The sequence below is a fragment of the Streptomyces sp. NPDC001292 genome (genome assembly GCF_042896465.1).
Lineage (GTDB): Bacteria > Actinomycetota > Actinomycetes > Streptomycetales > Streptomycetaceae > Streptomyces.
Map to the genome: position 1 here is coordinate 57,472 of NZ_JBIAXG010000035.1, position 23,132 is coordinate 80,603.

Annotated in this window: 27 protein-coding genes and 2 tRNA genes; 15 read left to right on the top strand and 14 right to left on the bottom strand. The window is 70.8% G+C overall.

Features of this window, described 5'->3' with window-relative positions:
• Positions 1–194: 194 nt before the first annotated feature.
• Positions 195–1,058, top strand: a complete 864-nt coding sequence (locus tag ACFY4A_RS30305; RefSeq protein WP_390832522.1) for an MOSC domain-containing protein — start codon at positions 195–197, stop codon at positions 1,056–1,058.
• 43 nt (positions 1,059–1,101) lie between these two features.
• Positions 1,102–1,491, top strand: a complete 390-nt coding sequence (locus ACFY4A_RS30310) for a group 1 truncated hemoglobin (RefSeq protein ID WP_390832559.1) — start codon at positions 1,102–1,104, stop codon at positions 1,489–1,491.
• Between the two features lie 343 nt (positions 1,492–1,834).
• On the opposite strand, the gene ACFY4A_RS30315 is transcribed toward ACFY4A_RS30310, so the two are convergent.
• The 6 genes from ACFY4A_RS30315 to ACFY4A_RS30340 form a co-directional block, all read right to left on the bottom strand.
• Entirely contained in the window at positions 1,835–2,200 is a 366-nt protein-coding gene (locus ACFY4A_RS30315; protein ID WP_390832523.1) for a hypothetical protein, read from the bottom strand.
• A 348-nt stretch (positions 2,201–2,548) separates the two neighbouring features.
• A tRNA-Ser gene (locus tag ACFY4A_RS30320) sits at positions 2,549–2,709 on the bottom strand.
• Positions 2,710–2,753: 44 nt separating this feature from the next.
• On the bottom strand, positions 2,754–2,984 hold the full coding sequence (locus tag ACFY4A_RS30325; protein WP_141365842.1) for a response regulator transcription factor: 231 nt from the start codon (positions 2,982–2,984) through the stop codon (positions 2,754–2,756).
• Positions 2,985–3,414: 430 nt separating this feature from the next.
• Positions 3,415–3,870 carry a hypothetical protein gene (locus ACFY4A_RS30330; RefSeq protein ID WP_390832524.1) on the bottom strand — a complete coding sequence of 152 codons (456 nt, stop codon included), beginning with the start codon at positions 3,868–3,870 and terminating at the stop codon, positions 3,415–3,417.
• Positions 3,871–3,970: 100 nt separating this feature from the next.
• Positions 3,971–5,950, bottom strand: coding sequence for a divalent metal cation transporter (locus ACFY4A_RS30335; protein WP_390832525.1), 1,980 nt, complete (start codon positions 5,948–5,950; stop codon positions 3,971–3,973).
• On the bottom strand, positions 5,947–7,326 hold the full coding sequence (locus ACFY4A_RS30340) for a magnesium transporter MgtE N-terminal domain-containing protein (RefSeq protein ID WP_390832526.1): 1,380 nt from the start codon (positions 7,324–7,326) through the stop codon (positions 5,947–5,949). The genes ACFY4A_RS30335 and ACFY4A_RS30340 overlap by 4 nt, the downstream gene beginning before the upstream one ends.
• Positions 7,327–7,557: 231 nt before the next feature.
• Between ACFY4A_RS30340 and ACFY4A_RS30345 the strand changes: the two genes are divergently transcribed.
• Entirely contained in the window at positions 7,558–7,977 is a 420-nt protein-coding gene (locus tag ACFY4A_RS30345) for a CBS domain-containing protein (protein ID WP_390832527.1), read from the top strand.
• Positions 7,978–8,061: 84 nt separating this feature from the next.
• Here the strand turns inward: ACFY4A_RS30345 and ACFY4A_RS30350 are convergent, their stop codons facing one another.
• From ACFY4A_RS30350 to ACFY4A_RS30375, 6 genes are all read right to left on the bottom strand, one after another.
• Positions 8,062–8,568 (bottom strand): MarR family winged helix-turn-helix transcriptional regulator, encoded by a 507-nt coding sequence (locus ACFY4A_RS30350; protein ID WP_390832528.1) that lies wholly within the window; start codon positions 8,566–8,568, stop codon positions 8,062–8,064.
• Positions 8,569–8,668: 100 nt separating this feature from the next.
• Entirely contained in the window at positions 8,669–10,135 is a 1,467-nt protein-coding gene (locus ACFY4A_RS30355; RefSeq protein ID WP_390832529.1) for an MFS transporter, read from the bottom strand.
• Positions 10,136–10,194: 59 nt separating this feature from the next.
• Entirely contained in the window at positions 10,195–10,566 is a 372-nt protein-coding gene (locus tag ACFY4A_RS30360; RefSeq protein WP_390832530.1) for an STAS domain-containing protein, read from the bottom strand.
• 92 nt (positions 10,567–10,658) lie between these two features.
• Positions 10,659–11,576 carry a DUF2637 domain-containing protein gene (locus tag ACFY4A_RS30365; protein ID WP_390832531.1) on the bottom strand — a complete coding sequence of 306 codons (918 nt, stop codon included), beginning with the start codon at positions 11,574–11,576 and terminating at the stop codon, positions 10,659–10,661.
• 11 nt (positions 11,577–11,587) lie between these two features.
• Complete coding sequence (locus ACFY4A_RS30370) at positions 11,588–11,878, bottom strand: hypothetical protein (protein ID WP_390832532.1); 291 nt, start codon at positions 11,876–11,878, stop codon at positions 11,588–11,590.
• Between the two features lie 245 nt (positions 11,879–12,123).
• Positions 12,124–14,112 carry a copper resistance protein CopC gene (locus tag ACFY4A_RS30375; RefSeq protein ID WP_390832533.1) on the bottom strand — a complete coding sequence of 663 codons (1,989 nt, stop codon included), beginning with the start codon at positions 14,110–14,112 and terminating at the stop codon, positions 12,124–12,126.
• A 315-nt stretch (positions 14,113–14,427) separates the two neighbouring features.
• Here ACFY4A_RS30375 and ACFY4A_RS30380 point away from each other — a divergent pair, with 315 nt between their 5' ends.
• The 4 genes from ACFY4A_RS30380 to ACFY4A_RS30395 all read left to right on the top strand — a co-directional run bounded on the left by ACFY4A_RS30380 (position 14,428) and on the right by ACFY4A_RS30395 (position 17,137).
• Positions 14,428–15,039, top strand: coding sequence for an HhH-GPD-type base excision DNA repair protein (locus ACFY4A_RS30380; RefSeq protein WP_390832534.1), 612 nt, complete (start codon positions 14,428–14,430; stop codon positions 15,037–15,039).
• A gap of 103 nt (positions 15,040–15,142) precedes the next feature.
• Positions 15,143–15,823, top strand: a complete 681-nt coding sequence (locus ACFY4A_RS30385; protein WP_390832535.1) for an HdeD family acid-resistance protein — start codon at positions 15,143–15,145, stop codon at positions 15,821–15,823.
• A 190-nt stretch (positions 15,824–16,013) separates the two neighbouring features.
• The gene (locus ACFY4A_RS30390) at positions 16,014–16,310 is read left to right on the top strand and encodes a type II toxin-antitoxin system VapB family antitoxin (RefSeq protein WP_004943146.1); all 297 of its coding nucleotides are present in this window, start codon (positions 16,014–16,016) and stop codon (positions 16,308–16,310) included.
• A 200-nt stretch (positions 16,311–16,510) separates the two neighbouring features.
• Positions 16,511–17,137 carry a LytR C-terminal domain-containing protein gene (locus ACFY4A_RS30395; RefSeq protein WP_390832560.1) on the top strand — a complete coding sequence of 209 codons (627 nt, stop codon included), beginning with the start codon at positions 16,511–16,513 and terminating at the stop codon, positions 17,135–17,137.
• Positions 17,138–17,207: 70 nt separating this feature from the next.
• On the opposite strand, the gene upp is transcribed toward ACFY4A_RS30395, so the two are convergent.
• Positions 17,208–17,843, bottom strand: a complete 636-nt coding sequence (gene upp / locus ACFY4A_RS30400) for a uracil phosphoribosyltransferase (RefSeq protein WP_390832536.1) — start codon at positions 17,841–17,843, stop codon at positions 17,208–17,210.
• Positions 17,844–18,003: 160 nt separating this feature from the next.
• Between upp and ACFY4A_RS30405 the strand changes: the two genes are divergently transcribed.
• The 8 genes from ACFY4A_RS30405 (at position 18,004) to ACFY4A_RS30440 (ending at position 22,575) form a co-directional block, all read left to right on the top strand.
• Complete coding sequence (locus ACFY4A_RS30405; protein ID WP_390832537.1) at positions 18,004–18,240, top strand: hypothetical protein; 237 nt, start codon at positions 18,004–18,006, stop codon at positions 18,238–18,240.
• Positions 18,241–18,520: 280 nt separating this feature from the next.
• Positions 18,521–19,057 (top strand): hypothetical protein, encoded by a 537-nt coding sequence (locus ACFY4A_RS30410; RefSeq protein ID WP_390832561.1) that lies wholly within the window; start codon positions 18,521–18,523, stop codon positions 19,055–19,057.
• A 92-nt stretch (positions 19,058–19,149) separates the two neighbouring features.
• Positions 19,150–19,581, top strand: a complete 432-nt coding sequence (gene tadA / locus ACFY4A_RS30415) for a tRNA adenosine(34) deaminase TadA (protein ID WP_390832562.1) — start codon at positions 19,150–19,152, stop codon at positions 19,579–19,581.
• Positions 19,582–19,650: 69 nt separating this feature from the next.
• Positions 19,651–19,735: transfer RNA gene (locus tag ACFY4A_RS30420), tRNA-Ser, on the top strand.
• Between the two features lie 123 nt (positions 19,736–19,858).
• Entirely contained in the window at positions 19,859–20,035 is a 177-nt protein-coding gene (locus ACFY4A_RS30425) for a hypothetical protein (RefSeq protein WP_390832538.1), read from the top strand.
• A complete protein-coding gene (locus ACFY4A_RS30430) occupies positions 20,035–20,328 on the top strand; it encodes a Dabb family protein (protein ID WP_390832539.1) in 294 nt (97 codons plus the stop codon). Before ACFY4A_RS30425 ends, ACFY4A_RS30430 begins: the two co-directional genes overlap by 1 nt.
• A gap of 201 nt (positions 20,329–20,529) precedes the next feature.
• Complete coding sequence (locus tag ACFY4A_RS30435; RefSeq protein ID WP_390832540.1) at positions 20,530–21,408, top strand: RNA polymerase sigma factor SigF; 879 nt, start codon at positions 20,530–20,532, stop codon at positions 21,406–21,408.
• 246 nt (positions 21,409–21,654) lie between these two features.
• Positions 21,655–22,575, top strand: a complete 921-nt coding sequence (locus tag ACFY4A_RS30440) for an RNA polymerase sigma factor SigF (protein ID WP_390832541.1) — start codon at positions 21,655–21,657, stop codon at positions 22,573–22,575.
• 270 nt (positions 22,576–22,845) lie between these two features.
• Here the strand turns inward: ACFY4A_RS30440 and ACFY4A_RS30445 are convergent, their stop codons facing one another.
• Positions 22,846–23,040: a hypothetical protein gene (locus tag ACFY4A_RS30445; RefSeq protein ID WP_390832542.1), complete on the bottom strand. Its 195-nt coding sequence runs from the start codon at positions 23,038–23,040 to the stop codon at positions 22,846–22,848.
• Positions 23,041–23,132 lie beyond the last annotated feature (92 nt).

Sequence of the window (23,132 nt, forward strand, 5' to 3'; positions counted from 1 at the left end):
CGGAGCCTATCGGGGCACTCCGCAGCAGCCAGGGTGATCAAGCTGCTGGCCTGCGCATATGCCCAGCACCGCCCGCGTGGGCACTCCCGTGCATCGGTCTTTCCGTTTGACATGAGGATGGCGAGGTTCTCCGCTGGAAGGGAGGGCGCTGGTGTGGCGTGCTGCGCTCGTGCGTTGAATCGAAGGAGGCCGCCATGCAAACGGATCCGTCGCACTCGCCTTCCCCTTCCGTACATGCGGGCGGTGGCTCGGTTGTCGGGCTGTGGCGCTACCCAGTGAAGTCGATGCTCGGGGAGGAGCTGAACGCCTCCGAGGTCACGGAGCGCGGGCTTGTCGGGGATCGGCAATTTGCCATTGTCGACACAGCGACGGGAAAGGTCGCGGGCGCGAAGAATCCGCATAAGTGGGGCAATTTCTTCGACTTTCGCGCTGCATATGTCGAGCCTCCGCAGGCGGCATCGAAACTGCCTGCCGTCCGCCTGACCCTGCCCGATGGGACTGCCCTCATGAGCGACCAGCCCCACCTGGCGCAGATCCTCTCCAAAACGCTCGGCCGGGAGGTCGTGCTTGCGCAGGCGCGAGACGAGGGCGAGTTGTCGGGCGCGACGGCCGAGGAGTACTGGCCGGACATGGAGGGTCTCGATCACAGGGACACCGTGACCGAGTGGGAAATGCCGGCGGGGACGTTTTTCGATATCTCAGTCGTGCACCTGATTACGACAGCGACGATCGATCGGCTGCGCGCGCTGTACCCCGAGGGGCGCTTCGAGGCTCGGCGATTTCGGCCGAACATTGTCGTGGCAACCGGCCCGGACGAGCAGGGCTTCGTGGAGAACGACTGGATCGGTCATGCGGTGGCGATCGGCGACCAGGTCCGCTTGCAGATCACCGGCCCGTGCTCTCGCTGCGTCATGATCACGCTGCCGCAGGGAGACCTGCCGCAAGACGCCGGCATCCTGCGCACGGCAGCGCAGCACAACCAGGTGAATGTGGGGGTCTACGCCGATGTGATCGCAGGCGGCACAATCCGGCGCGGCGATCCCGTCACACTCGCGTGATCGGTTATCAGGCACCACAGAGCCGGAGGAGGCGAACGTGGAAATGCAGCCAACTTCGCTCTACGAGCGACTCGGCGGTATCTACAGCATTGCCACCGTCGTCGACGATTTCATCGACCGGATCATGATTGACGACCGGCTGAACGCGAATCCTCACGTCAACGAGGCGCACCACCGCGTGTTGCCGCCGGGGTTCAAGTACCTGGTGACGGAAATGGTCGGTGAAGCGACCGGGGGGCCGCAGCGATACACGGGTCGCACAATGGAAGACTCCCATCGCGACCTGCTGATCACCGGAGACGAGTGGGAGGCATTCATCGACGACTTCAACCAGACACTCGACAAGTTCAAGGTAACGCAGCAGGAACGGGCGGAGTTGCTCGCTATCGTCGAGAGCACAAGAGACTCCATTGTTGTGGGACCGGAGTCCTGAGCCAGAGGAAGCGCCAGCCATCGGAGGCGTGGCTGTACAGCAGCGCAGTACAGCAGCAACCACAGCGACCATCCACATCTTGCTATGACCACCGCTGCCCGAAAGGTGCCCGTGCCCCGTCCGTGCCCAATCCTGCGGGGATCCCCGGGGAAGGAACCACGGTGGCTGGCGGGCATCGCGCAACACAACGGCCCCTGACCGTTTGACCTAGTCAGGGGCCGTTCACATGCGCGGTGGGCGTGGGATTTGAACCCACGGTGAGAGCGTTCATCGACGAGTCGGCCGCAGGTCACGGCCTCCGGTGATCAGTTGTGACCCAGCTGACCGCTTTCACACTGAGGGGTCACCACTTCCACGTGTCGGGAGAGGTGGCGGTGGGAAGCACACCGATGCCGTAGTTGCTGATCGTGACGGCTACGTAGCGGTCGCCGCCATAGATGTTGAGCTGGTTCCAACCTCCACGTTCAGACCACTTCCACCAGTCCTTGCTCCCGCTCTTGGGAGAGAAGGACTCAAGACGTGATGCCTGTCCCGGCTGAAGACCTTGTACGTCGATTGCGGCTTGGCTTCCGCCGCCTTCCCAGTACACCTTGCCGTCGAGGGGGCCGGTGGTGACGTTCACGACGAAGAACTGGTGCACTTCGTCAGCGCCCATGTCACCTTTCGGCTCGCCGCCGTTCTGCGGAGCCCGATCTGGACTGGTAGCCATCTCCTTCTCCTCCTGATGGGGAATGGGTACCGCCCACTCTTGGCAAATCTTCTTATTCGCACGACCGCTGCCGGTCCGCAAGCGTGCGATTGAGTGAATATCTTCCCTCGTATGGCCGCCCCGGCTTGCGCAGGGACCCCAAAGTGATCTGGGGCTCCCTCGCATTTCGGGGAGCGTACGCCCTATGCGACAGCAGGGCTGCGACGTTCGATCAGTACGACGTCGGCCATAGCCGTGCCCCAGTCGTGCCCGTTCAAACGGGAAACAACGGGGAACAGCGGGTGCCCACGGGCATCGGGCAGCAGAACGGCCCTCGACCGTTTCACCTGGTCAAGGACCGTGAACCTGCGCGGTGGGTGTGGGATTTGAACCCACGGTGACTCGCGCCACGACGGTTTTCAAGACCGCCGTGACCTTCACATCGTGATGCCCTCCGACCTGCGCTTAGAAGCTGCGGCGACGTCCGGCGTCCGGTCCGCGGACTGCGCCAGCACCCCCACCCCCACCGCCGCCGGCGTGCGGGTCGACGGGGAGCCGGTCGCGGCCCCCTGGGTCACAGGCCCAGGGCGATGGCCACGCGGGTCAGTTCGGCGGTGTTGGTGATGTTGAGCTTGGCCCGGATACGGCGCAGGTAGGCGTCCACAGTGTGGGTGGAGAGGCCCATGTGGCGGGCGGTCTGGAGGTAGGTGCGGCCAGCGGCGATGTGCCGGAGCGTCTCGCGCTCGCGCGGAGCCAGCGCAGGGGCGGGGGCTTCGATGTGTGGAATGGCGAGGGTGGCGCTCATGGTGCTGTCTTCCGACGAGGGATCTGACCGCTTAGGGCGATTTGCCCTTGTTTCTTCAGATTGCTCGCCGGACGTCATGGCCGTGTCCGCCGACTGTCACAGGCGCGTCACAGGGAAAGGCGGAATGGTTTGAACGCAGGCAGCCGGGCGGGCCCAGTCACCGCCGGGCCGTCTCAGTTCCCGTCTCATTCAGCCCCGTACAGGGCCGTTCAGACCGGACTGTGGGCGAGGCTAGTCCCGGGACCCGGTCAGCCATGAACGCAGGTGAACGGCTCCGTACGAGGCTCACCACCCCACCAACACAGTTGGAAAGCGTGTTGGGGGCAACCCCTCACGAGTTCGAATCTCGTATCCTCCGCCAGCCCGGAGGGCCGGACCGCGAAAGCGGCCCGGCCCTCCGGCGTTCACCCGTCTCGGTTTCCACCATCCGTCACCGCTCAGGGCGGTCGCTTCCGTGAGCCTTCGTATCGGTGTTCTCCCGTGCCGAGGGTTCGCGGCGTCTGGCTTCGGCGGCGTCCACGATCAGGTGGGCGGCTTCGGCGGGGAGGGCCAGGTTTTTCTCCAGCCATACGGCGTCCGCGCCCTGGGTGTGGGTGGCGAGAACCCAGGCGGCGTAGAGGCGTTCGCGGGACGGGGCGGTAGGAGACCTCAGGCCGGCGCGGACCGCCTCCTCGGGGAAGCCGTCCAGGGTGTGGGCGGTGAACCATGACGTGTCGACCGGCTCGGCGGTCCGGGCCCGTGGACGTCTGGGCGGACGGGAACGGGCCCGCCGCACCCTCGTCCCGACGATCAGGGCGACGAACGCCACGGCCAGCACGGCGGCGGCCACGCCCATGCGATCGGCGGCGGGGAGCCTCGTCCACACCGGCAGCAGGTAGGCCACCACACGATCACCGTGGTGCGGGTATGGCGGGATCACATCAGAGCCTCCCTCACACCTCCATCCTCACTCCGCCTCCGGCCCCCGACCAGGCCCCCGACCCGGCTCAGCCGATCTGGATGGCCTTGACCACCAGCAGCAGCGCGGCGATCACGAGGTAGCCGCGCAGCAGGCTCATTCCGAGTTTGATCCCGGGGGACCAGACGACCGGTTCCAGCAGAGCCAGGGGAGGCATGCGCCAGCTCTCGCGTTCGGAGCGGGGAATCTTCGAAGGCGGGGGCAGGGCCGGGCCCCGGCGGGCGCGGACGACACGCAGCCCCACCGCCGCGCCCAGCAACCCCACGACCAGCACCCCGGCGAGCCACAGCGCGATCCGGGCGGTGTCCAGCGACGGGAACAGGGTCGTCGCGACGAGGATTCCGGACAGCATCAGGAGCACCGCGATGATGGTCGAGGCCACCACGTTGAGCCAGCGCGGATTGACCCAGGGGCCGAGGACCGCCCGGTCGTTGCACAGCAGCAGGAGGAAGACCGACGCGGAAGGGAGGAGCAGTCCCGCCAGAGCCTGTACGGCGGTCGTGATCAGCCCCAGGGGCGCACCGGGGATCAGCACGATGGCGGCTGCGAGCAGAACCATCCCGGTGTAGGTCCCGTAGAACGCCTTCGCCTCGCGGAAGCTGCGGTGCAAGGAGTGACGTAGGTTGAAGACGTCGCCGAAGGCATAGCTGGTGGCCAGGGTGACGGCCGCGGCGCCGATGATCGACGCGTCCAGGAGCACGACCGCGAACATCACTCCCAGCACGTGGCTGTGCCCGCCCAGTGCCTCGGCGACACCCAGCGCGTCGGTGAAGTGCCCGGCGGCGCTCGTACCGCTCACCGCGTAGTCGGCGACGAGGACGATCGCGACGGCACCGCCGATCACGACGAGGGAGCCCAGCACGGTGTCCGCGCGCTCATGGCCGACGAACCGCGGGGTGATGCGTTTGTCGATGATGTTGGACTGCTGGAAGAACAGCTGCCAGGGGGCGACGGTCGTACCGACGATCGCGATGATCAGCAGGACGGCCTCCGAGGTGACCCCGCCTCGCACGCCCGGGACGACCAGGTGCTGGACGGCCGCTCCGTAGCGCGGGTGGCTCATCAGTGCCAGCGGCACCAGCAGCAGACTGACGGCGATGAAGGCGAGCATCGCGCGTTCCCAGCGCCGGAAGCTGCCCGTGGCGGTGATCGCGACCAGGGCGAGGGCGGCGACGGGCACGGCGATGTACTTGTCGACGCCGAGGTAGCTCAGGGCGAGCGAGACTCCGATGAACTCGGTGACGATCGTCAGGAAGTTCAGCACGAACAGGTCGCCGACACTGAACCAGCCCCAGAACCTGCCGAAGCGCTCGTTGATCAGCCGGGCGTGCCCGACACCGGTGACGGCGCCGAGCCGGACCACCATCTCCTGGTTGACGATGAGGACGGGGATGAGGAGCAGGAGCACCCACAGCAGGCTGTAGCCGTAGTTCTGGCCTGCCTGGGCGTAGGTGGAGATCCCGCCCGCGTCGTTGTCGCCGACCATCACGATCAGGCCGGGGCCGACGATCGCCAGGAACGTCAGCAGCCGCCTCTTCAGGCTGCGGCTGGAGTCCGCCTCCTCCAGCCGGATACGTCCCAGGGCACCCTCGATGTCGCCGAGGTGGGCGTCGTCCAGTACCGCTGTGGTGCGGGGGTGAGGGTGGTCGCCGGGGCGAGGGCGGGGGCCCGCCGCCGGCCTTGTGGGGGTGATGTCGGCGCGTGGGAGCGGGGATGGGGGCGTCGGTGCGGGGCTGGGCGTCGTAGCGCGCTCCGGGGCGGCGGGACCGACCGGTGGCCTGCCCGGGACCACGGGGTGCGCACCGCCGCCCTGCGCCTGTGGGCGCGGGGCGGGCGTGGGCGGCGTACCCCCGTCCCGGGGCGGGGTGGGCGTGGGCGCTTCCGGACGCGAGACGGGCGCACGCGGACGGTCCTCCGGGCGCGCGCCGGGCCTGGGCGGACGGTCCTCGGGGCGCGCGCCGGGCGGCGGCTGCTGCGGTGGGCGCCGCTCGGGCCGGGGCTCCGTCATGGTGAGGGCTCCTCACGCTCCTCCAGGCCCGTGGCGCTGCCGGCCTCAGTGGTGCCCGCGGTGCCGCCCGCCTCAGCGTTCCGGTGGGCATCGGGTGGCGGAGCCACTTCCCGGCGCCGCCAGTCCTCCGGCAGCGTCGCCTCCAGCACGTCGTCGACCGTGATCACGCCGAGCAGGACCCCTTCGTCGTCCACGACCGGCAGGGTGATGAGGTTGTAGTCCGTCATCAGCAGGGCGACGTCCACCAGGTCCGTGTCCGGGCCGACGCGCACGGGATCGGCCTCGCTCACCTCGGCCAGCCGGAGCCCGGGATCGCTCTGCAGGATGGTGACCAGTTGGACCCAGCCGAGCAGCCGTCCGTCCTCGTCGGCGGTGTAGACGCTGGTCAGCGCCTCCGGTTGGAGCCGGCTCGCCCGCCTGACCGCCGCCTCGGCCTCGCTCACCGACGTGTCCGGGGGCAGGGCAAGGAAGTCCATCCCCATCAAGCCCCCGGCGCTGTCGGGGTTGAACCCCATCAGGGTCAGCACCTTGGCGCGCTGTCCGGCGGGCAGCAGCTCCAGCACGGTACGGCGACGGCCCTGCCGTAGATCGTCGATGGCGTCGGCCGCGTCGTCCGCCCGCATCCGCGCCAGGACGGCGGCGATCTCCTCGTCCGTACGGGCGTTGAGCAACCGGGAAGCCCGGTCCTCCTCCAACTCCTCGAAGACGTCCGCCTCCAGCTCCGGGTCCTGCCGGACGTCGCCGAGGATCTCGCGTTCCTCGTCCCGGGAGGCGTCTTCGAGCAGGTCGGCGATCTCCGCCGGCCGCAGGCGCCGGATCCGGGCCGTTGGACGGCGGACCAGCGCGCTGCGGCTGTGTCCGATCAGCGGCTCGAACGCCTTCCAGTCCCGGCACGCGTGCCCCGTCGAACGGTTGCCGAAGATCCCCAGCAGCCGGTGGGGGCGGTGCGTGTCCACGCCCGACAGCAGCCACTGGCCTTCCCGTTCGGCGAGTTCCACGTCCTGCGCGCGCACCAGGCGTGCCTCGCCGACATCGATAAGCCGGTGGCCCAGCACGTCCGCCCGCAGCAGCACCTCGCCCTCGCGCCGCTCGAACGGCCGCAGGTCCAGCCGTGCGCTCTCGAGCTCCACCAGGCCCTCGGCGTCGAGAGCGGCCACCTGCTCGACCGGGACGAACAGCTCACGGCCGCCCACGCCGACCACGAGCCCGGTCACCACCGGATAGTCGGCACCGCGCAGCCGGACGATCACGTCGGAGAGGCGGCCGAGCGACCGGTCGCCCCGGTCCACCACGGGGCGCTTCACCAGAGACGACAGATGGACGGGTGCCCGCTCCCGGTCTGCGGTCGGCCGTGGCGAAGACGGACTGACGGTCATCGCTCTGCCCTGCCCGAACGTCGGTTGCCCCCGCGACCAACGGTATTGAATCACCACAAACGCGCGCAAACGCCCCACCTGGGGCGGGGTGGTCCCCCGAGCGGGAGCCGGGCCTCCACGGCATGCGGCGGGCATACGGAGAACCGACACTGGTGGTAAGCCGAACTGGCCGGAGCGGGCCAGGATCTTGGCTCTCTCCGTGCCGGCCATCGAAGCTCGAAGGAGACGGCCATGACCACCGCACGGGAGATCATGCACACCGGCGCCACATGCGTCCAGGAGAGCGAGACGCTGGAGGACGCGGCGCGCCGGATGAGGGAGCTGGACGTCGGAGCCCTTCCGATCTGCGGGCCCGACGACCGCCTCCACGGGATCATCACGGACCGCGACATCGTGGTGCAGTGCCTCGCCAAGGGGCGGGACCCCCGGACCATGACCGCGGGTGAGCTGGAGCGGGGCAAGCCGATCACGATCGACGCGAACGCCGACAGCGGCACTGTCCTGCGGACCATGGAGGAACACCGGATCCGCAGGCTGCCCGTCATCGAGAACCACCGCCTGGTCGGCATGATCAGCGAGGCGGACCTCTCCCGCAGCCTGCCGGAGACGCAGGTGGGCCACTTCGTCGAGGCCGTCTGCGCGACCGCCTGACGCCGAAGGGCACCCACCAGGACGAAAGGGCACCCAGGAGGACGAACAAGGGCTCCGACCGGATTCCGGTGGGAGCCCTCCGTGTCAGCCCGCGTTCGCGCCTGCGTCCAACTGGCCAAGTTGCTCGGCGAGTTGGAAGAGGGCAGGCAGAGCGGCGGCGATGGCGGCCCGGTCGGCGTCGTCCAGGGAGGCCAGTGCGGCGTCCATCCGGCGTTCGTGGGCGGTGGTCCACGCGGCGAGCTGGTCGCGTCCGGCGTCGGTGAGGGTGACGACGGAGGCACGGCGGTCGGCGGAGTCGACCTCACGCGCGACCAGGCCCGTGGCGATCATCTGGCCGATCAGTCCGCTGACGGTGCTCGGCGCGAGTCGCTGGCGGGCGGCGAGATCGCTGATCCGGGCGGGTGAGTGCTCACCGAGCACCTGGAGCAGCTCGACCTGGGCCATGGGCAGCTTCTCCCACGGATAGTCGGTGCGGATCGAGGCCCGCAGGGCGCGGCGCAGGCGGGTGACAGCCTCGGTGAGCAGACGGGCGTCCGGCGCCTCGGCGGCGGGGCCGGGCAGGGGGAGCTCGGAACGGGGCTGCGCGGGCATGCGGCAAGGGTAGCCGGGTCCCCGGGCGCGCCCTCCCGCTCGTTCCGCCACCGGGTTGTTCACCGGCTCACGCGGGTTCTTCACCGGCTCACGCACCGTCTCACTCCTCGAGCCCCGGGCGGGACCGCCGGTGGTCGCCCCGGTCCGGCCCCAGCCAGGCCGATACGACCGCGACGGCCGACACCGCCACCAGAATCCCCGCGGACCACCGCGCGCCGGCCTCGGTTCCGCCGCCGGCCGCCAGGTGCAGGGCGAGGGTCACCAGCGCCACTCCCAGGGCGGTGCCCAGACCGCGGGTCATGTTGACCAGGCCGCCACCGGTGCCGGAGGAACGGGCGGGGATCGCGCCCATGATCAGGGCGTTGTTGGCCGGGGTGAACGTTCCCAGCCCCACGCCGACCAGGGCCAGCAGCGGCACCAGCCGGGCGAGGGTCAGCGGAACGGCCAGGAGAGCGGCCGTGGCGAGGAGGAATACGCCGGCGCCGGTCAGGCACCGGCCACGGTCGCTGAAGGAGCGCGGCAGCAACCGGTCGCCGCCGGTGGCGCCGAGGGCGAACCCGGCGGGCAACGCGGTCAGCGCCGCTCCCGCGGTCAGCTCCGAGGCGCCCCGCGCGGTCAGCACGACCGGCACCAGCACCAGCGGGCCGAACAGCACCAGATATCCGCTGAGCGCCCCGACCAGCCCGAACGCGACCGCACGCACCCGCAGCAGAGCGAGATCGAGCAAGGGCGCGGCGGTACGGCGCTGACGGCGGGCGAAGCCCCAGCCGGCCAGAGCCGCCACGCCGAACAGCAGGACCACGCTCCAGCCGGGCACCGGCAGGCCGGAGGCCGCGGACACGCCGAGCAGCGCGCAGGTCGTCGCCACGGCGAGCAACGCCAGTCCGGCCCAGTCGAAGCGGGCGACCTTCGTACGGGCCCTGGTGCGCGGCAGCAGATAGTGCCCGCTCACCAGCGCGATCACCCCGACCGGCACGTTCACCCAGAACACCCAGCGCCAGCCCAGGGTGGACACCAGTGCGCCACCCACCGTGGGCCCCAGGGCGAGCCCCAGCGCCTGTGCGGCGGCCTGCACGCCGAGCGCGCTGCGCATCCGCCCGCGGGGTGCGCTGGTGGTCACCAGCGCGACGCTGTTGGCCTGCATCAGCGCCGCCCCGGCCGCCTGCACCACCCGGAAGCCCACCAGCGCGGCCAAGGAGGGCGCCAGTCCGCAGGCGGCGGACGCCAGCGTGAAGACGGCGAACCCGTACAGGTACAGCAGCTTGCGGCCGTGGGCGTCCGCCAGCCGCCCGGCCGGCACCAGCAGCGCCACCAAGGCCAGCAGATACGCCAGCGACACCCATTCCACCGCGGCGAGCGAGGCGTGGAACTCGGTGCGCAGGCTGCCGTAGGTCAGCGTCACGATGCTCGCGTCCAGCTGACCCATAAACGCCCCGAAGCACACCGTGGCCACGGCGAGCCACCAGGCGTTCGGCCGTGACCGGATCCCCTCCGGGCGCGCCCGCTCCACGGTGAGTACGGCGGGCCAGCGCGGACGGGACGGGGTGCGCGTCGTATCCGGAGCCATGACTCCAGATTACATCGGTCACCGAAATATTCGGGATGCGTCTGATCTGGTCCCCACTGTCACCGGCCGGAGCCCTCCGCCGTCCCGGAGCTCTCCGCCACCTCTAAGTCCTCCATCACCGCGACGGTGTCGAGCCCCGCGCGGTGCAGGGTCCGGTGCACGGTGCGCCGGGCGCCGCGAATGGTGAGCGCGGTCGCCGGCCACCGCGTGGCGGCCCGCAGCAGGGCGTAGGCGCACGCGAGGTCGAGGTGGGTTGCCCCGCTCATGTCCACGACCCACTCGTCGGCCTCGCTCAGCGGCGGCGCCGCGAGTCGTTCCTCCAGTGGCCACAGGGCCTCCGCCCCGATGTCCCCGGTGAGTGCCAGCTCGGCCCGTCGGCCGTCGGTCGCCCTGACCACCAGGGGCGACACCGGGAGATGCGCGGCTGCCATGGCGGCCTCCTTCGCGTCCGCCACACTCCGTCCACCTCCATGGTGGCCCCGGCGCCACGTCCGTGGGGCCCTGGCTCCGGGGAGCGATCGGCTCAGGCCCTCTTGCGTGCCGTGCCTCCGGCCGGTCGCGCCGGTCGCGCCGGTCGCGCCGGTCGCGCCGTCGTGGTGCGGCGGGTGTCGCGGGCCGTGGACCTGGGCGGGGTCTCGGTGTGGGGAATACGGGGCTGACGGTGGCGGGGCGATGTGCGCCGGGGCGGGCGGGTCAGGGTGATCTGGCGTACGAGCTGCTGGAAGCAGGCCAGGGAGGCCAGGCCCGGCAGGGCGGCCGCGGCGATGTCGACTACCGTCCTGGGCACCTGCAACACGCACAGAAGCATCGCGATGGACGAGAAGGTCAGCACCACGCTCCAGGAGTGGACGGCGCGGCGCCGGTGCAGCGCGGCCCGCAGCACGGACAGCGAGGCGACCAGCCAGGGACCGTAGACCAGCAGGGGCCACCAGGACGCGATGCCGTCCTGCATACGGGCAACGGCCACGACGCGGAGGGGATCGTAGGCAACCATTCCGCCGAAGAAACTCACAGAAGAAGCGATCACCGCGGCCAGCGCGGCGATGACGTGACTGGCGGTCCGCAGGACGTTCGGACGCTTGCGTTCCCGGACCTTTCGATGGCGTCGGGAGACCGCTTTCAGGGGAGGCAGTTCCGCCGTGATCGCCTGGAGGTTCTCCAGGGGTGTGTTCGGGCCGGGCTCGGTGACCGGTGCCTCGTCCCGCACGGTGGGGATGTCCGGCCGGTGCTCCTCCATCGCGTCCTGGAGCATGAAGGCCAGTTCCTCGGCGGGATCCCAGGCCGCGTCCGGCGGCTCCAGGGGAGACGTGAAGAAATCCGCCGGACCCCGGTGCCGGCCGGTGCCCGCCCCCTGGTGTCCGCCCGGATGGCTCGGGTAACCGGGATAGCCCGAATAGTCAGTCGAACGGCCGGAACGATGATCGATACGTTCGTCGTACATGACCCGGCCGGCTATTCCGCTCCCGAGAAACGGGACCTGACGTCAGAACCCAGCCAGCGGCGGGCGAGGTCGGCTTCCAGTGTGCTCATCGCGTCCAGGAAATCCCGCAACAGGGGCTCCGTCACCTTGAGTGCGACCGGGAGCCCGCCCCTGGTCAGGGTGCCGTTGACGGTGGTCGACGAGTGCACCGGGGCGGGAAGGTAGGTGTAGGGGCCCAGCGCCACCGCGCGTGCGGCGACCGGGTCCTCTCGCTCCTGACCCCCGAACAGACCCCAGTACCCTTCCCTGGCTGCCTTAGTCATATCCCGACTAACGCCCCCGACTTTCCCCGGATGCGCGGCAAATGGGTGAAGGAATTCCCTGATTAGCTCTATATGTGCGATCGGATGTCTCATCCGTACAGATGAAGAGACAGGTGTGGGGCGCTGACCCGCCGTTCGGCGTGTGTCACGTCGACAATACGTCCCCGGAGACGCATGTCACGGGTATCGACCCGCCGCGTTCCGCACACGTGATGCGCGGGACGCGGGCCGGCGTCCCGCAGCCGCTAGCGCAGGATCTGGACCTTCCGTTCCTCGCTCACCTGGTCGATTTCCGACACCCGTACCGTCGCCTTCATGGTCCAGGTCCCGGGGATCGGGAGATTGAGGGAGTCGGTGCCCCAGTAGCCGCCCCTGTTGGCCAGCCCGGCGTCGACGGGGCCGATCGTCTGTGCGGGCAGGGACAGGGACAGGCGCAGCTCGGGAACGACGGTCAGGCCGCCGTCCGGGCCGTAGACGACGGCCTCCACCGCGTTCTGGCCGACGCGGCCCGGTTCCAGGGTGATCTGCACCTTGCCGTGACCGCCCGGGGTGCCGACGTCGAACGGGATGACCGTGACGGAGGCGCCGGGAACCCCGGCCTCGGGCGTGGCCCGGGCCGCCTCGGCGGCGGCGCGGCCCGGCAGGGTGCCGGCCAGCACCGTGGTGAAGACCAGGACCGCGATGCCCACGGCGACCTCGGCCAGCACCGAGCGGCGCAGAGCACGGCGGCAGGCGTCGGGGGTGGACGACGGTGTGGGTGCGGATGTCTTCGTCTCGGGGTCCTCCGCTTGCGCGTTCCCGTCGGGTACGGCCGGCTCCGCATTCGCCGTCACCAGCCGTGCCGTCCAGCGCCGGGAACGGGCCGCCACGGCCAGCAGCAGTGCCACCACCGCGAGTTTGACCAGCAGCAGCCGGCCGTACGCCGTACCGGTGAGCGTGGTCCAGGAGCCGAGGCCGCGCCAGGACTGGTAGACCCCGGTGACCACGAGGACGGTGACGGCGCCGAAGGCGATCCGGGAGAAGCGCGCCACCGCGGCGGTCAGCCCGGGACCGTCGGCGGAAGGCGCCGTGGCGCCGGCCGCCCTCCCGGCCGCTGCGGGGATCGGGCCGTCGACCGCCGCGGTCGGGTCGGCGACCGGGGCCGCGACCGTCGTGCGGCCGCCGCTGCCTTCGGAGGCGACCGTGACTGCTGCCTTTGCCTTCGGTCCCGGGTCGCCGCCCGAAGAACCGGGGCCCCCGGCACCGTCCGGGGCCGCCGACACGCCGCGCCCTGCCTCCGGCTCGTCCGCCGTGACGCGCTGAAGGGTGGTCAGGAGGGCCGTCAGGCCGCCCAGCCAGACCGCCATCGCCAGCAGATGCAGCACCGACGACGTCATCGCCACCGGAACCTGGATGCCGGCCGAGGCGTGCTCGGACCCCGCCCACGTCAGCGCCAGGGCGAGGGCCAGCGCGGCGCCCGCCGCCAGGGTCGCGCGCGAGGGCTTCTCCTCCGGCCGGGGCCGGCAGAGCCGTGCCGGCAGGACGGCCGCCGGCGCGAGCAGAGCCAGGCGGGCCAGCAGCATCAGACCGGGGCGGCCGGTCAGGGTACGGGAGAGAACCGCGGGGTCGAATGCCGACGCCGGACCGGCCCCGGTCTCGTAGGGCGCCCGCAGCACGAGCAGGGCGAGCGTGGAGGTCAGCAGCGCCCACCAACCCGCCATCAGCGGCTTGCGCAGCGGGCCCGCGTCCGGCGGGCGGCACAGCAGCGCGAAGGCCGCCGTGCCGATGAACAGGGCCGCGGCGCCGTAGGCGGTGTAGCGCGCGAGGTCGTGGAGGCCGCGGGTCGTGGGGTTCCCGGCCGGGCCGGTGTCGATCGCGGCCGACGTCGGGGACGGCTGTCCCACCGAGAAGGTGAAGGCGCCGGAGACGGGGTGGCTGTCCGCCGACACCACCCGCCACGCCACGGTGAACGTGCCTTCGCCCAGCCCTTCCGGGAACGCCACCTGGGCCGTGTCCGGGCGTCCCGATGCGTGCTGCGGCTCGCCCGTGCGCACCCGCCGCCCCTCGCGGTCGAACAGGCGGAAGGAGTCGTCGAGCAGACTGACGGACTCGGTGAAGGCCAGAGTGACCGTGCCGGGCGCCGTCCTGAGGACGGTTCCGTCGGCGGGGTCCGCGCCCCGCAGGGCGGCGTGGGCCGAGGCCGGTCCGGCACCGCCGAGGAGGAGCAGGACCAGTACCGCGCCGAGCAGCGTCAACTCCCCAAGTGGTCGGCACCGTCCGCGTCCACGGCGCGCAGCGCCGTCCCGACCTTCGCCCCGCCGTCCGGTCACGTCACTTCTCCGTCTTGGAACTCGCCGGCTTCTGGATGGGTACGGACGAAGACGGCGCTTTGCTCACCGAGGCTCCCGCGGGAAGGCTGACTTCTGGGGCGGAAGGGCCAGTTGGGCACTGGGGCGGGGCGGGGCGCGGGCCGAGGAGGGCCAACTCCGGGAGCCATGTCGCGGCCCCGGCCGCCGGCTCGCCCGAGTCCTCCGGCTGCGTCACGCCGTCCGGCGGGCGACCATCGGGACATGGACGTCACCCTTCACCTCGCCCAGGACCCCGAGGCCGACGCGCTCCTCGGCCGCAGTCCGCTCGCCGCGCTGATCGGCATGCTGCTGGACCAGCAGATCCCGATGGAGTGGGCGTTCACCGGGCCGGCGACGATCGCCAGGCGCATGGGCACCGACGACCTGGACGCCCACGAGATCGTGGCCTTCGAGCCGGAGACCTTCGCCCGGCTCCTGTCGGACAAACCGGCCGTGCACCGCTACCCGGGGTCGATGGCCAAGCGGATCCAGCAGCTGTGCCATCACCTCGTCGAGCGCTACGACGGCGACCCCGAGGCCATCTGGCGGGGCGTCGACAGCGGGCAGGAACTGCTGCGACGACTCCAGGAGCTGCCCGGTTTCGGCAAGCAGAAGGCGCAGATCTTCCTGGCGCTGCTCGGCAAACAGCTCGGTGTGCGGCCCACGGGGTGGCGGGAGGCGGCGGGAGCGTACGGCGAGCCGGACTCCTTCCGGTCCGTCGCCGACATCACCGGGCCCGAGTCGCTGGCCAGAGTGCGGGCGCACAAGCAGGAGCTGAAGGCGGCGGCCAAGGCGGGCAAGGCGGGCAAGGGGACGAAGTCCTCCGGGAAGTGACCGGGCCGGCGGTGCGGCCGAGGCGGGCCGGCCCTGCGGCGGACGTCAGCCGAGTGGCCGGTCCCGGGTGGCGGTACGCGCGCGCCCGATCGCAGCATGGATCATGACAGAGCCACCGAGCAGCGGCCCCGAAGGCCCGGGGTACGACGATCGTCGGGTCCACGCCATGCGTGACCCACGGGACCCCCGGACAGCACCGCCCCCGCAGCACGAACCGCCGTTGGAAGGGCCCCTGCACCTCCTGTCCCGCGCCGCCTGGCAGGCGGTACTCGCCACCGGTGTGGCCGCCCTGGTCCTCGGCATCCTGGTGCTGCTCTGGCCGGGCGCCTCACTGCTGGCCGCCGGAGTCCTCTTCGGGATCTACCTGCTGGTCAGCGGCGTGCTCCAGCTGGTCTCCGCGTTCGGCACCCACAAGACGACCTCGTTGCGCGTGCTGGCCTTCTTCAGCGGCGCCCTGTCGATCCTGCTGGGTCTGCTGTGCTTCCGCGGCGCCACGCAGTCGATCCTGCTGCTCGCGCTCTGGATCGGCATCGGCTGGCTGATCCGCGGCATCACCCTGACGATCGCCGCCGTCCACGACCGCGACGCGCCGGCACGCGGCTGGCAGATCTTCCTCGGCGTGCTCACCTTCATCGCCGGGATCGTGCTGATCGACTCCCCGCTGCAGTCGGCCGCGGTGCTCATCGTGCTCGGCGGCTGGTGGCTGGTGGTGGTCGGCGTCTTCGAGATCGTCACCGCCTTCCGCATCCGCGGGCACGCCCAACGCGTCCCCCGCACCGTGTGACCCGCTGTCCACAGCCTGTGCACAACGGCCCGACGACGGCGACGCCTTCACCGCCCGGTCCGGCCACGGCCCCGCCGTCACTCATCTCAAGCCCTCGTTCCCGGTTCGCCCGGTTTTGCTGCCGCATTTCCAGCGCCGCACTCCGGCGGCCGGGCTGCGCCCGGAAGGTCTGGGCCGGTAGGCTCTCCGTGTGATCTTCAAGCGCATCGGAAACGGCCGGCCGTACCCCGACCACGGCCGGGAGAGCACCCGGCAGTGGGCGGACGTCGCGCCGCGCCCGGTCCGCCTCGATCAGCTCGTGACCACCAAGCAGCAGCTCGACCTGGAAACCCTCCTCGCGGAGGACTCGACGTTCTACGGCGACCTCTTCGCGCACGTCGTGAAGTGGCAGGGCGACCTGTATCTGGAGGACGGCCTCCACCGCGCGGTGCGGGCGGCGCTCCAGCAGCGCCAGGTGCTGCACGCGCGCGTGCTGGAGCTGGACTGAGCATCCGGGCCGAAGGCCCGCGCCCGTGAACCGGGACCGCAAGCCGGGACCCTGAGCCGGGACGTGCGCCGTCCGGGACCGCCGTTCGGTGACGCCTTGGACCTTTCGGGTTCAGCTGGGCGGGCTCCAATGATCATCTAGTAGGAATCACCGCTCATGCGCACTACGCTGCGCCCATGAGCATGCTGACTCCCCCCGGCATGGGCGGGAAGTACCGGATCACGGGGAACAGATACCCGCGGATGCGCAAGCCCCGGCGGCGCGGCAGGCTCGTGTTCCTCGTCGTCGCCTCCGTCGCGGTGCTGGGCGTGATCGGCTGGGGCACGTGGCAGCTCATCGACGTCTTCACCGGCGGCAGGAGGGCCTCGGCGGCCGGCACCGACGGGGACTGCTCGACCAAGGCGTCGCCCGCGGCGAGCACGTCGGCGACGAGCGCGGCCCGGGCGCTGCCCAAGCCGGGCCAGATCACGGTCAACGTCCTGAACGCCACGCCCCGCGGCGGCCTGGCCAAGCAGACCGCGGACGAGCTGAAGAGGCGCGGCTTCCGCATCGGTCAGGTCGGCAACGCGACCGAGGAGTTCGACAAGAAGGTCAAGGGGGCCGGTCTGCTCCTCGGCCCGGCCTCCTCGCTGAACACCTCGCTGCCCGTCCTCGCCACCCAGCTCGACGGGGCGGAGCGCCGCACGGACACCCGCAAGGGCACGGACGTGGACCTGATCATCGGCACCGGCTTCAAGGCGCTGACCCAGCAGGCGGCCGCCGATGAGGCCCTGACCGCCCTGACCGCCCCGCAGCCCGAGGCAACCACCCCGGAGAAGGGCTGCTGAGGTTCCGCGACCGGTCAGTGGCGGGTGGTCCCGCGGGGCGGCCGGAGGGGCGTCAGCTGGTGGGCCGGGGCTACTCGGCGGCGCCGTACATCCGGTCGCCCGCGTCTCCGAGGCCCGGGACGATGTAGCCGTGCTCGTTGAGGCGTTCGTCGACCGAGGCCGTCACCACGGTCACCGGGGTGCCCGCCAGGTCGCGCTCCATGACGGCGACGCCCTCGGGGGCGGCCAGCAGGACGACCGCGGTCACGTCGTCGGCGCCGCGCTTGATCAGCTCCTGGATGGCCGCGACCAGCGTGCCGCCGGTGGCCAGCATCGGGTCAAGGACGTAGACCTGGCGGCCGGAGAGGTCCTCCGGCATGCGCGTGGCGTACGTCGAGGCCTGCAGCGTCTCCTCGTTGCGGATCATGCCCAGGAAGCCCACCTCGGCGGTCGGCAGCAGCCGCACCATGCCGTCCAGCATGCCGAGTCCGGCCCGCAGGATCGGCACCACCAGGGGCCGCGGGTGGGAGAGCTTGACGCCGGTGGTCTGGGCGACCGGCGTGTTGATGTCGACCTGTTCGGTGCGCACGTCGCGGGTCGCCTCGTAGGCGAGCAGGGTGACCAGTTCGTCGGCGAGCCGCCGGAAGGTCGGGGAGTCGGTGCGGCGGTCGCGCAGCGTGGTGAGCTTGTGAGCGACCAGCGGGTGGTCGACGACGTGGAGACGCATGGGCCAACAGTAACCGGGCCCCGATCCGGCCCGCCCGCCTGCTGCGCCGCAGGCGGCGGCCCGCGCCGCACCCCGGCCAACGTGCACCGTTGTGGCATCAAACCCGGCATCCGGGGGAAAGTGGGAGTGACGGACTGGGTGGGCCTGGGGTGGTGAGCCGATGCCTGATCGGGAACGGGCACCTGACAAGGACCCGTCGCCGCGCGCGCGGCGCGAGACGGCGGACGTCCCGGAGACGGCCGGCGCGGCGGACGCCGACGCCGAGCGGCGCCGCCGCCGGGCCCGGTTCCTGCGTGATCTCGCCGAGGCCCGGGCCCTGCGCGACCGCGTACAGCCCCGCCGCGCCAAGACCGCCCGGCTGCGGCACGCCATGCGCATGCGCACGTTCCGCTGGTAGGACGCCACCTGCACCCGCACGGACGTCTCCGACGGTGGGTGTGCGTGGCCGCCGGGGGAAAGCCGCGTACGATCCGCTGGTGGCGGCAACGTGTGCGCTGGTGAGTCCTTCACCGGCGTGCGATCAAAACTGCCGGACACAGGGAGCCGAAGACGTCCCCTGAAGGCCTTGTTTCTGCCACGATTCCGAGTGGGTGGGGCTCGGAGCCCAGCTCCCCCGCCCAGAACCTCCGCCGGGGGAACCCCCAACCGGCACGCCTATGACCAGTGGGAGAGTCACGGTGTACTTCGCCGCACTGCTCGCGCGCACCGAAGACGGGTGGGAAGCGAGCGACACAGAGCTCGACGATGTGGAGACGCTGGCCGATCTGGCCGACCTGGCCCGGGAAGCCTCGGCCGACGACGACACGGTGCTCGTCCTGATCGAGCAGGAGGACGCGTGGTTCGGCGTGGTCCGCGTGGACGGCGAGGACGACCCTCGTATCTACGTCTCCGACGCCGCCGCCGCTGCCCGTAGTTCCTATGGCGAGATCCTGCTCACCGACGAACTGCTCGGCCGGGAGCCCGGCGACGACGGCCCCGACCTGGACTCCCTCGACCTCGACGGCACGGAGGACGGTGAACCGGAGTCCACCGAGGACGACGAGGAGGAGTCGTCGTCCGCCGAAGCCATCACGCACAGCCCCCTGGGCGACGGCGAGATCCTCGACGACCTGGGGGTCGGCGCGAAGGAGCTGCGCACCCTGGACCCGGAGGACGCGCTGAGCGCCATCGCCGAGGCCCTGGGCGCCTCGGAGGTGCTGGAGACCGTCCGCTGACCGGGCCGGACACGCCTGACACGCAGGACCTGAGCGGGACGCCGGACCCGGCCGGGGCCCCGGACCCGGTGCGCGACCGCTGGCGGGCCGCGATGCGGCTCGCCCTGGACGCGGCCGGGCAGGCCCTCCCGGGCGGGGACGTGCCCGTCGGCGCGGTCGTGCTGTCCGCCGACGGTACGACCGTGCTCGGCGTCGGCCACAACGAGCGGGAGGCCACCGGCGACCCGACCGCCCACGCGGAGGTGCTCGCCATCCGGCGGGCCGCCGCGAAGACCGGGCAGTGGCGGCTGTCGGGCTGCACGCTGGTGGTCACGCTGGAGCCGTGCACGATGTGCGCCGGAGCGATCGTGCTGTCCCGGGTGGACCGGGTGGTCTACGGCGCCCGCGACGAGAAGGCGGGCGCCGCCGGCTCCCTGTGGGACGTCGTACGGGACCGGCGGCTCAACCACCGGCCCGAAGTGATCGAGGGCGTGCTCGCCGAGGAGTGCGCCGCGCTGCTGACCGACTTCTTCCGCGGCCGCTGAACCCCGGCCGCCGGGGCGGGGCGGAAACGGATTTCGGAGCACGGCCCGGTGTGCTGTAAGGTCTCCCTCGGTAGCGTGTCCGAGCGGCCGAAGGAGCTCGCCTCGAAAGCGAGTGTGGCGCAAGTCACCGAGGGTTCAAATCCCTCCGCTACCGCTCGAGAAGGGCCCCGTCCGCCAGGACGGGGCCCTTCGTGCGATCATCTACAGCGCTCGACCCGGACGGTACCGACTACAGGGAAATCAGCGACAGGGAACTCAGCGACAGGGGGAGGCCGCGATGGCGGTGAACGCCAAGAAGATCGCCGTCTATTTGCTCGTGGTCTTCGTGCTGTACGTGATCATCACGGACCCCGCCAAGGCGGCGAGCTACGTCCAGATAGGGTTCGAGGGCATCTCGGACGCCGCCAAGGCCATAGGCGACTTCATGACGTGGGTCGCCAACGGAGGAGAATGATGATCCGCCACCTGGTCCTCTTCAAGCTGAACGAAGGCGTCGAGCGGGACGACCCGCGCGTCACCGCGGGGGCCGAGGCCTTCCGCGCGCTCGGCGGGCAGATCGAGGACCTGCGCTTCTGGGAGTGCGGCTGGAACGTCAGCGACCGGCCCATCGCCTACGACTTCGCGATCAACTCGGCCGTCGAGGACGCCGCAGCGCTGCGCCGGTACCTGGAGCACCCGGCCCACCAGGCGGGCGTGGCCCAGTGGCGCGAGTTCGCCACGTGGGTGATCGCCGACTACGAGTTCTGACCGCCGGTAACTTCTCAGCCTTACGGCCGTACGGCTGCACGCTCGGCCCCGCATCGGAACGGTGCGGGGCTTTTTGGTGTCTTATGCCCTAATTCACCCCTCAACACGTGCATATGCGGTGCTTGAACACGATGCACATGTCTTGTGATGCTATGACCGCTTTTGACGGATGAGTTGATCGACGAAGAGGTGGCGTTGACCGTGTCGGCCAAGACTGCGCCGCCCCAGGATCCCGTCTCGGCCCCGGCCACAACCACGGCCTCGACTCCGGACGACCCGGCCCCGACCGCGACCCCGACTCCGGCTCCCGAGAAGCGGCGCGGTGCCGACACCCGAGCCCTCACGCAGGTGCTCTTCACCCAGTTGAAGGAGCTCGAACCCGGCACGTCCGAACACGCCCGCGTGCGAGGGGCGCTCATCGAGGCGAACCTGCCGCTCGTGCGCTACGCGGCCGCCCGCTTCCGCTCCCGCAACGAGCCGATGGAGGACGTCGTCCAGGTCGGCACCATCGGGCTCATCAACGCCATCGACCGCTTCGACCCGGACCGGGGCGTGCAGTTCCCGACCTTCGCCATGCCGACGGTCGTCGGCGAGATCAAGCGCTACTTCCGCGACAACGTCCGCACGGTCCACGTCCCACGCCGGCTGCACGAGTTGTGGGTGCAGGTCAACAGCGCGACCGAGGACCTGACGACCGCCTTCGGCCGCTCCCCCACGACCGCCGAGATCGCCGAGCGGCTGCGCATCACCGAGGAAGAGGTGCTGTCCTGCATCGAGGCCGGACGCTCGTACCACGCGACCTCCCTGGAGGCGGCCCAGGAGGGCGACGGAATGCCCGGGCTGCTGGACCGGCTCGGCTACGAGGACCCGGCCCTGGACGGCGTCGAGCACCGCGACCTGGTCCGCCACCTCCTCGTCCAACTTCCCGAACGGGAACAGCGGATCCTGCTGCTGCGCTACTACAGCAATCTCACCCAGTCGCAGATCAGTGCGGAACTCGGCGTCTCCCAGATGCACGTGTCCCGGCTACTCGCCCGTAGCTTCCAGCGATTGCGGTCCGCAAACAGGATCGAGGCGTAACCGGCACGAGCGAATCACCCATCAGGGCAGTTCCCGACATCTTCGGGACGAAAGACCGTCAGACCCCTTCTTTCCAGGGTCGATTCGGTTCTCACTTGTCGACAAGTCCCTACAGCGCGTTGCCGACATGTGACATTCTGCGGGAAGCGCGTTTGCCGTGGCTTCGGCTCCGGTATTCAGGTGAGGGCTGCGTTCTCCTCGTCAGAGAGCGTGGCCGCGACCGTCCCGCGACCCAGAGGGGGTGGCATGTCCGCAGACCAGGGCAGCTCCAAGGTGCTGACGCTCACGAAGAGCGAGACGCCCTCCCCGGCGCTCGAGCCGCTCGACGCCCTCGACGACGTGGCGGCCCTCGAGGCCGCCCCCGCCCCGGCTGTTCCGGCCGCGTCGGCCTTGCCGGCCTCGGAGACCATCGACACCCGCACCCTGTCCCGCTCCCTGTTCCTGCGGCTCGCCACACTCGACGAGGACAGCCCCGAGCGCGCCTACGTCCGGGACACCCTGATCGAGCTCAACCTCCCGCTGGTCCGTTACGCGGCGGCCCGCTTCCGCTCGCGCAACGAGCCGATGGAGGACATCGTCCAGGTCGGCACCATCGGCCTGATCAAGGCGATCGACCGCTTCGACTGCGAGCGGGGCGTGGAGTTCCCGACCTTCGCGATGCCGACGGTCGTGGGTGAGATCAAGCGCTTCTTCCGCGACACCTCGTGGTCGGTGCGGGTGCCCAGGCGCCTTCAGGAGCTGCGCCTGGCGCTCACCAAGGCCAGCGACGAGCTCTCCCAGAAGCTCGACCGCTCCCCGACCGTCACGGAACTGGCCACCGTGCTGGGCGTGTCGGAGGAGGACGTGGTCGACGGCCTCGCGGTCGGCAACGCCTACACCGCCTCCTCGCTGGACTCCCCGACCCCCGAGGACGACGGCGGCGAGGGCTCCCTGGCCGACCGCCTCGGCTACGAGGACACGGCGCTGGAGGGCGTGGAGTACCGCGAGTCGCTCAAGCCGCTGCTGGCCAAGCTGCCGCCCCGTGAGCGGCGGATCATCATGCTGCGCTTCTTCGCCAACATGACCCAGTCGCAGATCGGCGAGGAGGTCGGCATCTCGCAGATGCACGTCTCCCGGCTGCTGACCCGGACGCTCGCGCAGCTGCGGGAGGGGCTCATCAACGACTGATCCGCAAGGCCCGGCGCCTCCCGCTCGACGGGGCGCCGGACATCACGGCGCGATGCCGTGATGACGTCGACTCCTGGCCGCCGAGGCGCCGTTCGGGCGCTTCGGCGGCCGTCGTCTGTCTGGGAGCCGTTTCCCGGCCGCGCGCGGGGCGGCGGGGCCGACGGAGAGGGGGCCGACGGGGGAGAGGGGGCGGCTGGTGTCGATGGACGGAGACGGCGGAGCCGGAGAGAACGATGTGTACTAAACGATGTGTACTAAAAGTGGTTCGCCCTACTTGAGCGCGAGCCAGGCGACGGCCGCGACGACCGCCACCGCGACGACGACACCGACGATCAGGCCGATGCGCGGGCCGGAGGAGGCCTGCTGCTGGGCGCCCTGGGGAGGCGCCTCGTCGACGAACGCGCGGAACATCTGGGTGCTGCCGGCGGGGTCGTAGTTGCCCTGCGGGCCCTGGGTGTTAGCCATGGCCCGAGACCCTAGCGAAAACGCTGCCGCCGCCCAAGCGCGGGGCCCCGCACCTCACTTGACGGGGGCCCCGGAGAGGGGAGGCCGGACGG

Bases quoted from the DNA above. Each gene is read 5' to 3' on its own strand.
- ACFY4A_RS30335 (WP_390832525.1), bottom strand. From the start codon at position 5,950: ATGACGGAGCCCCGGCCCGAGCGGCGCCCACCGCAGCAGCCGCCGCCC.
- ACFY4A_RS30430 (WP_390832539.1), top strand. From the start codon at position 20,035: ATGATCCGCCACCTGGTCCTCTTCAAGCTGAACGAAGGCGTCGAGCGG.
- ACFY4A_RS30355 (WP_390832529.1), bottom strand. From the start codon at position 10,135: ATGGCTCCGGATACGACGCGCACCCCGTCCCGTCCGCGCTGGCCCGCC.
- ACFY4A_RS30370 (WP_390832532.1), bottom strand. From the start codon at position 11,878: ATGACTAAGGCAGCCAGGGAAGGGTACTGGGGTCTGTTCGGGGGTCAG.
- ACFY4A_RS30445 (WP_390832542.1), bottom strand. From the start codon at position 23,040: ATGGCTAACACCCAGGGCCCGCAGGGCAACTACGACCCCGCCGGCAGC.
- ACFY4A_RS30365 (WP_390832531.1), bottom strand. From the start codon at position 11,576: ATGTACGACGAACGTATCGATCATCGTTCCGGCCGTTCGACTGACTAT.
- ACFY4A_RS30315 (WP_390832523.1), bottom strand. From the start codon at position 2,200: ATGGCTACCAGTCCAGATCGGGCTCCGCAGAACGGCGGCGAGCCGAAA.
- tadA (WP_390832562.1), top strand. From the start codon at position 19,150: ATGCGGCTCGCCCTGGACGCGGCCGGGCAGGCCCTCCCGGGCGGGGAC.
- ACFY4A_RS30380 (WP_390832534.1), top strand. From the start codon at position 14,428: ATGGACGTCACCCTTCACCTCGCCCAGGACCCCGAGGCCGACGCGCTC.
- ACFY4A_RS30325 (WP_141365842.1), bottom strand. From the start codon at position 2,984: ATGAGCGCCACCCTCGCCATTCCACACATCGAAGCCCCCGCCCCTGCG.
- ACFY4A_RS30360 (WP_390832530.1), bottom strand. From the start codon at position 10,566: ATGGCAGCCGCGCATCTCCCGGTGTCGCCCCTGGTGGTCAGGGCGACC.
- ACFY4A_RS30350 (WP_390832528.1), bottom strand. From the start codon at position 8,568: ATGCCCGCGCAGCCCCGTTCCGAGCTCCCCCTGCCCGGCCCCGCCGCC.
- ACFY4A_RS30405 (WP_390832537.1), top strand. From the start codon at position 18,004: ATGCCTGATCGGGAACGGGCACCTGACAAGGACCCGTCGCCGCGCGCG.
- ACFY4A_RS30440 (WP_390832541.1), top strand. From the start codon at position 21,655: ATGTCCGCAGACCAGGGCAGCTCCAAGGTGCTGACGCTCACGAAGAGC.
- ACFY4A_RS30345 (WP_390832527.1), top strand. From the start codon at position 7,558: ATGACCACCGCACGGGAGATCATGCACACCGGCGCCACATGCGTCCAG.
- ACFY4A_RS30305 (WP_390832522.1), top strand. From the start codon at position 195: ATGCAAACGGATCCGTCGCACTCGCCTTCCCCTTCCGTACATGCGGGC.
- upp (WP_390832536.1), bottom strand. From the start codon at position 17,843: ATGCGTCTCCACGTCGTCGACCACCCGCTGGTCGCTCACAAGCTCACC.
- ACFY4A_RS30385 (WP_390832535.1), top strand. From the start codon at position 15,143: ATGACAGAGCCACCGAGCAGCGGCCCCGAAGGCCCGGGGTACGACGAT.
- ACFY4A_RS30310 (WP_390832559.1), top strand. From the start codon at position 1,102: ATGCAGCCAACTTCGCTCTACGAGCGACTCGGCGGTATCTACAGCATT.
- ACFY4A_RS30395 (WP_390832560.1), top strand. From the start codon at position 16,511: ATGGGCGGGAAGTACCGGATCACGGGGAACAGATACCCGCGGATGCGC.
- ACFY4A_RS30425 (WP_390832538.1), top strand. From the start codon at position 19,859: ATGGCGGTGAACGCCAAGAAGATCGCCGTCTATTTGCTCGTGGTCTTC.
- ACFY4A_RS30340 (WP_390832526.1), bottom strand. From the start codon at position 7,326: ATGACCGTCAGTCCGTCTTCGCCACGGCCGACCGCAGACCGGGAGCGG.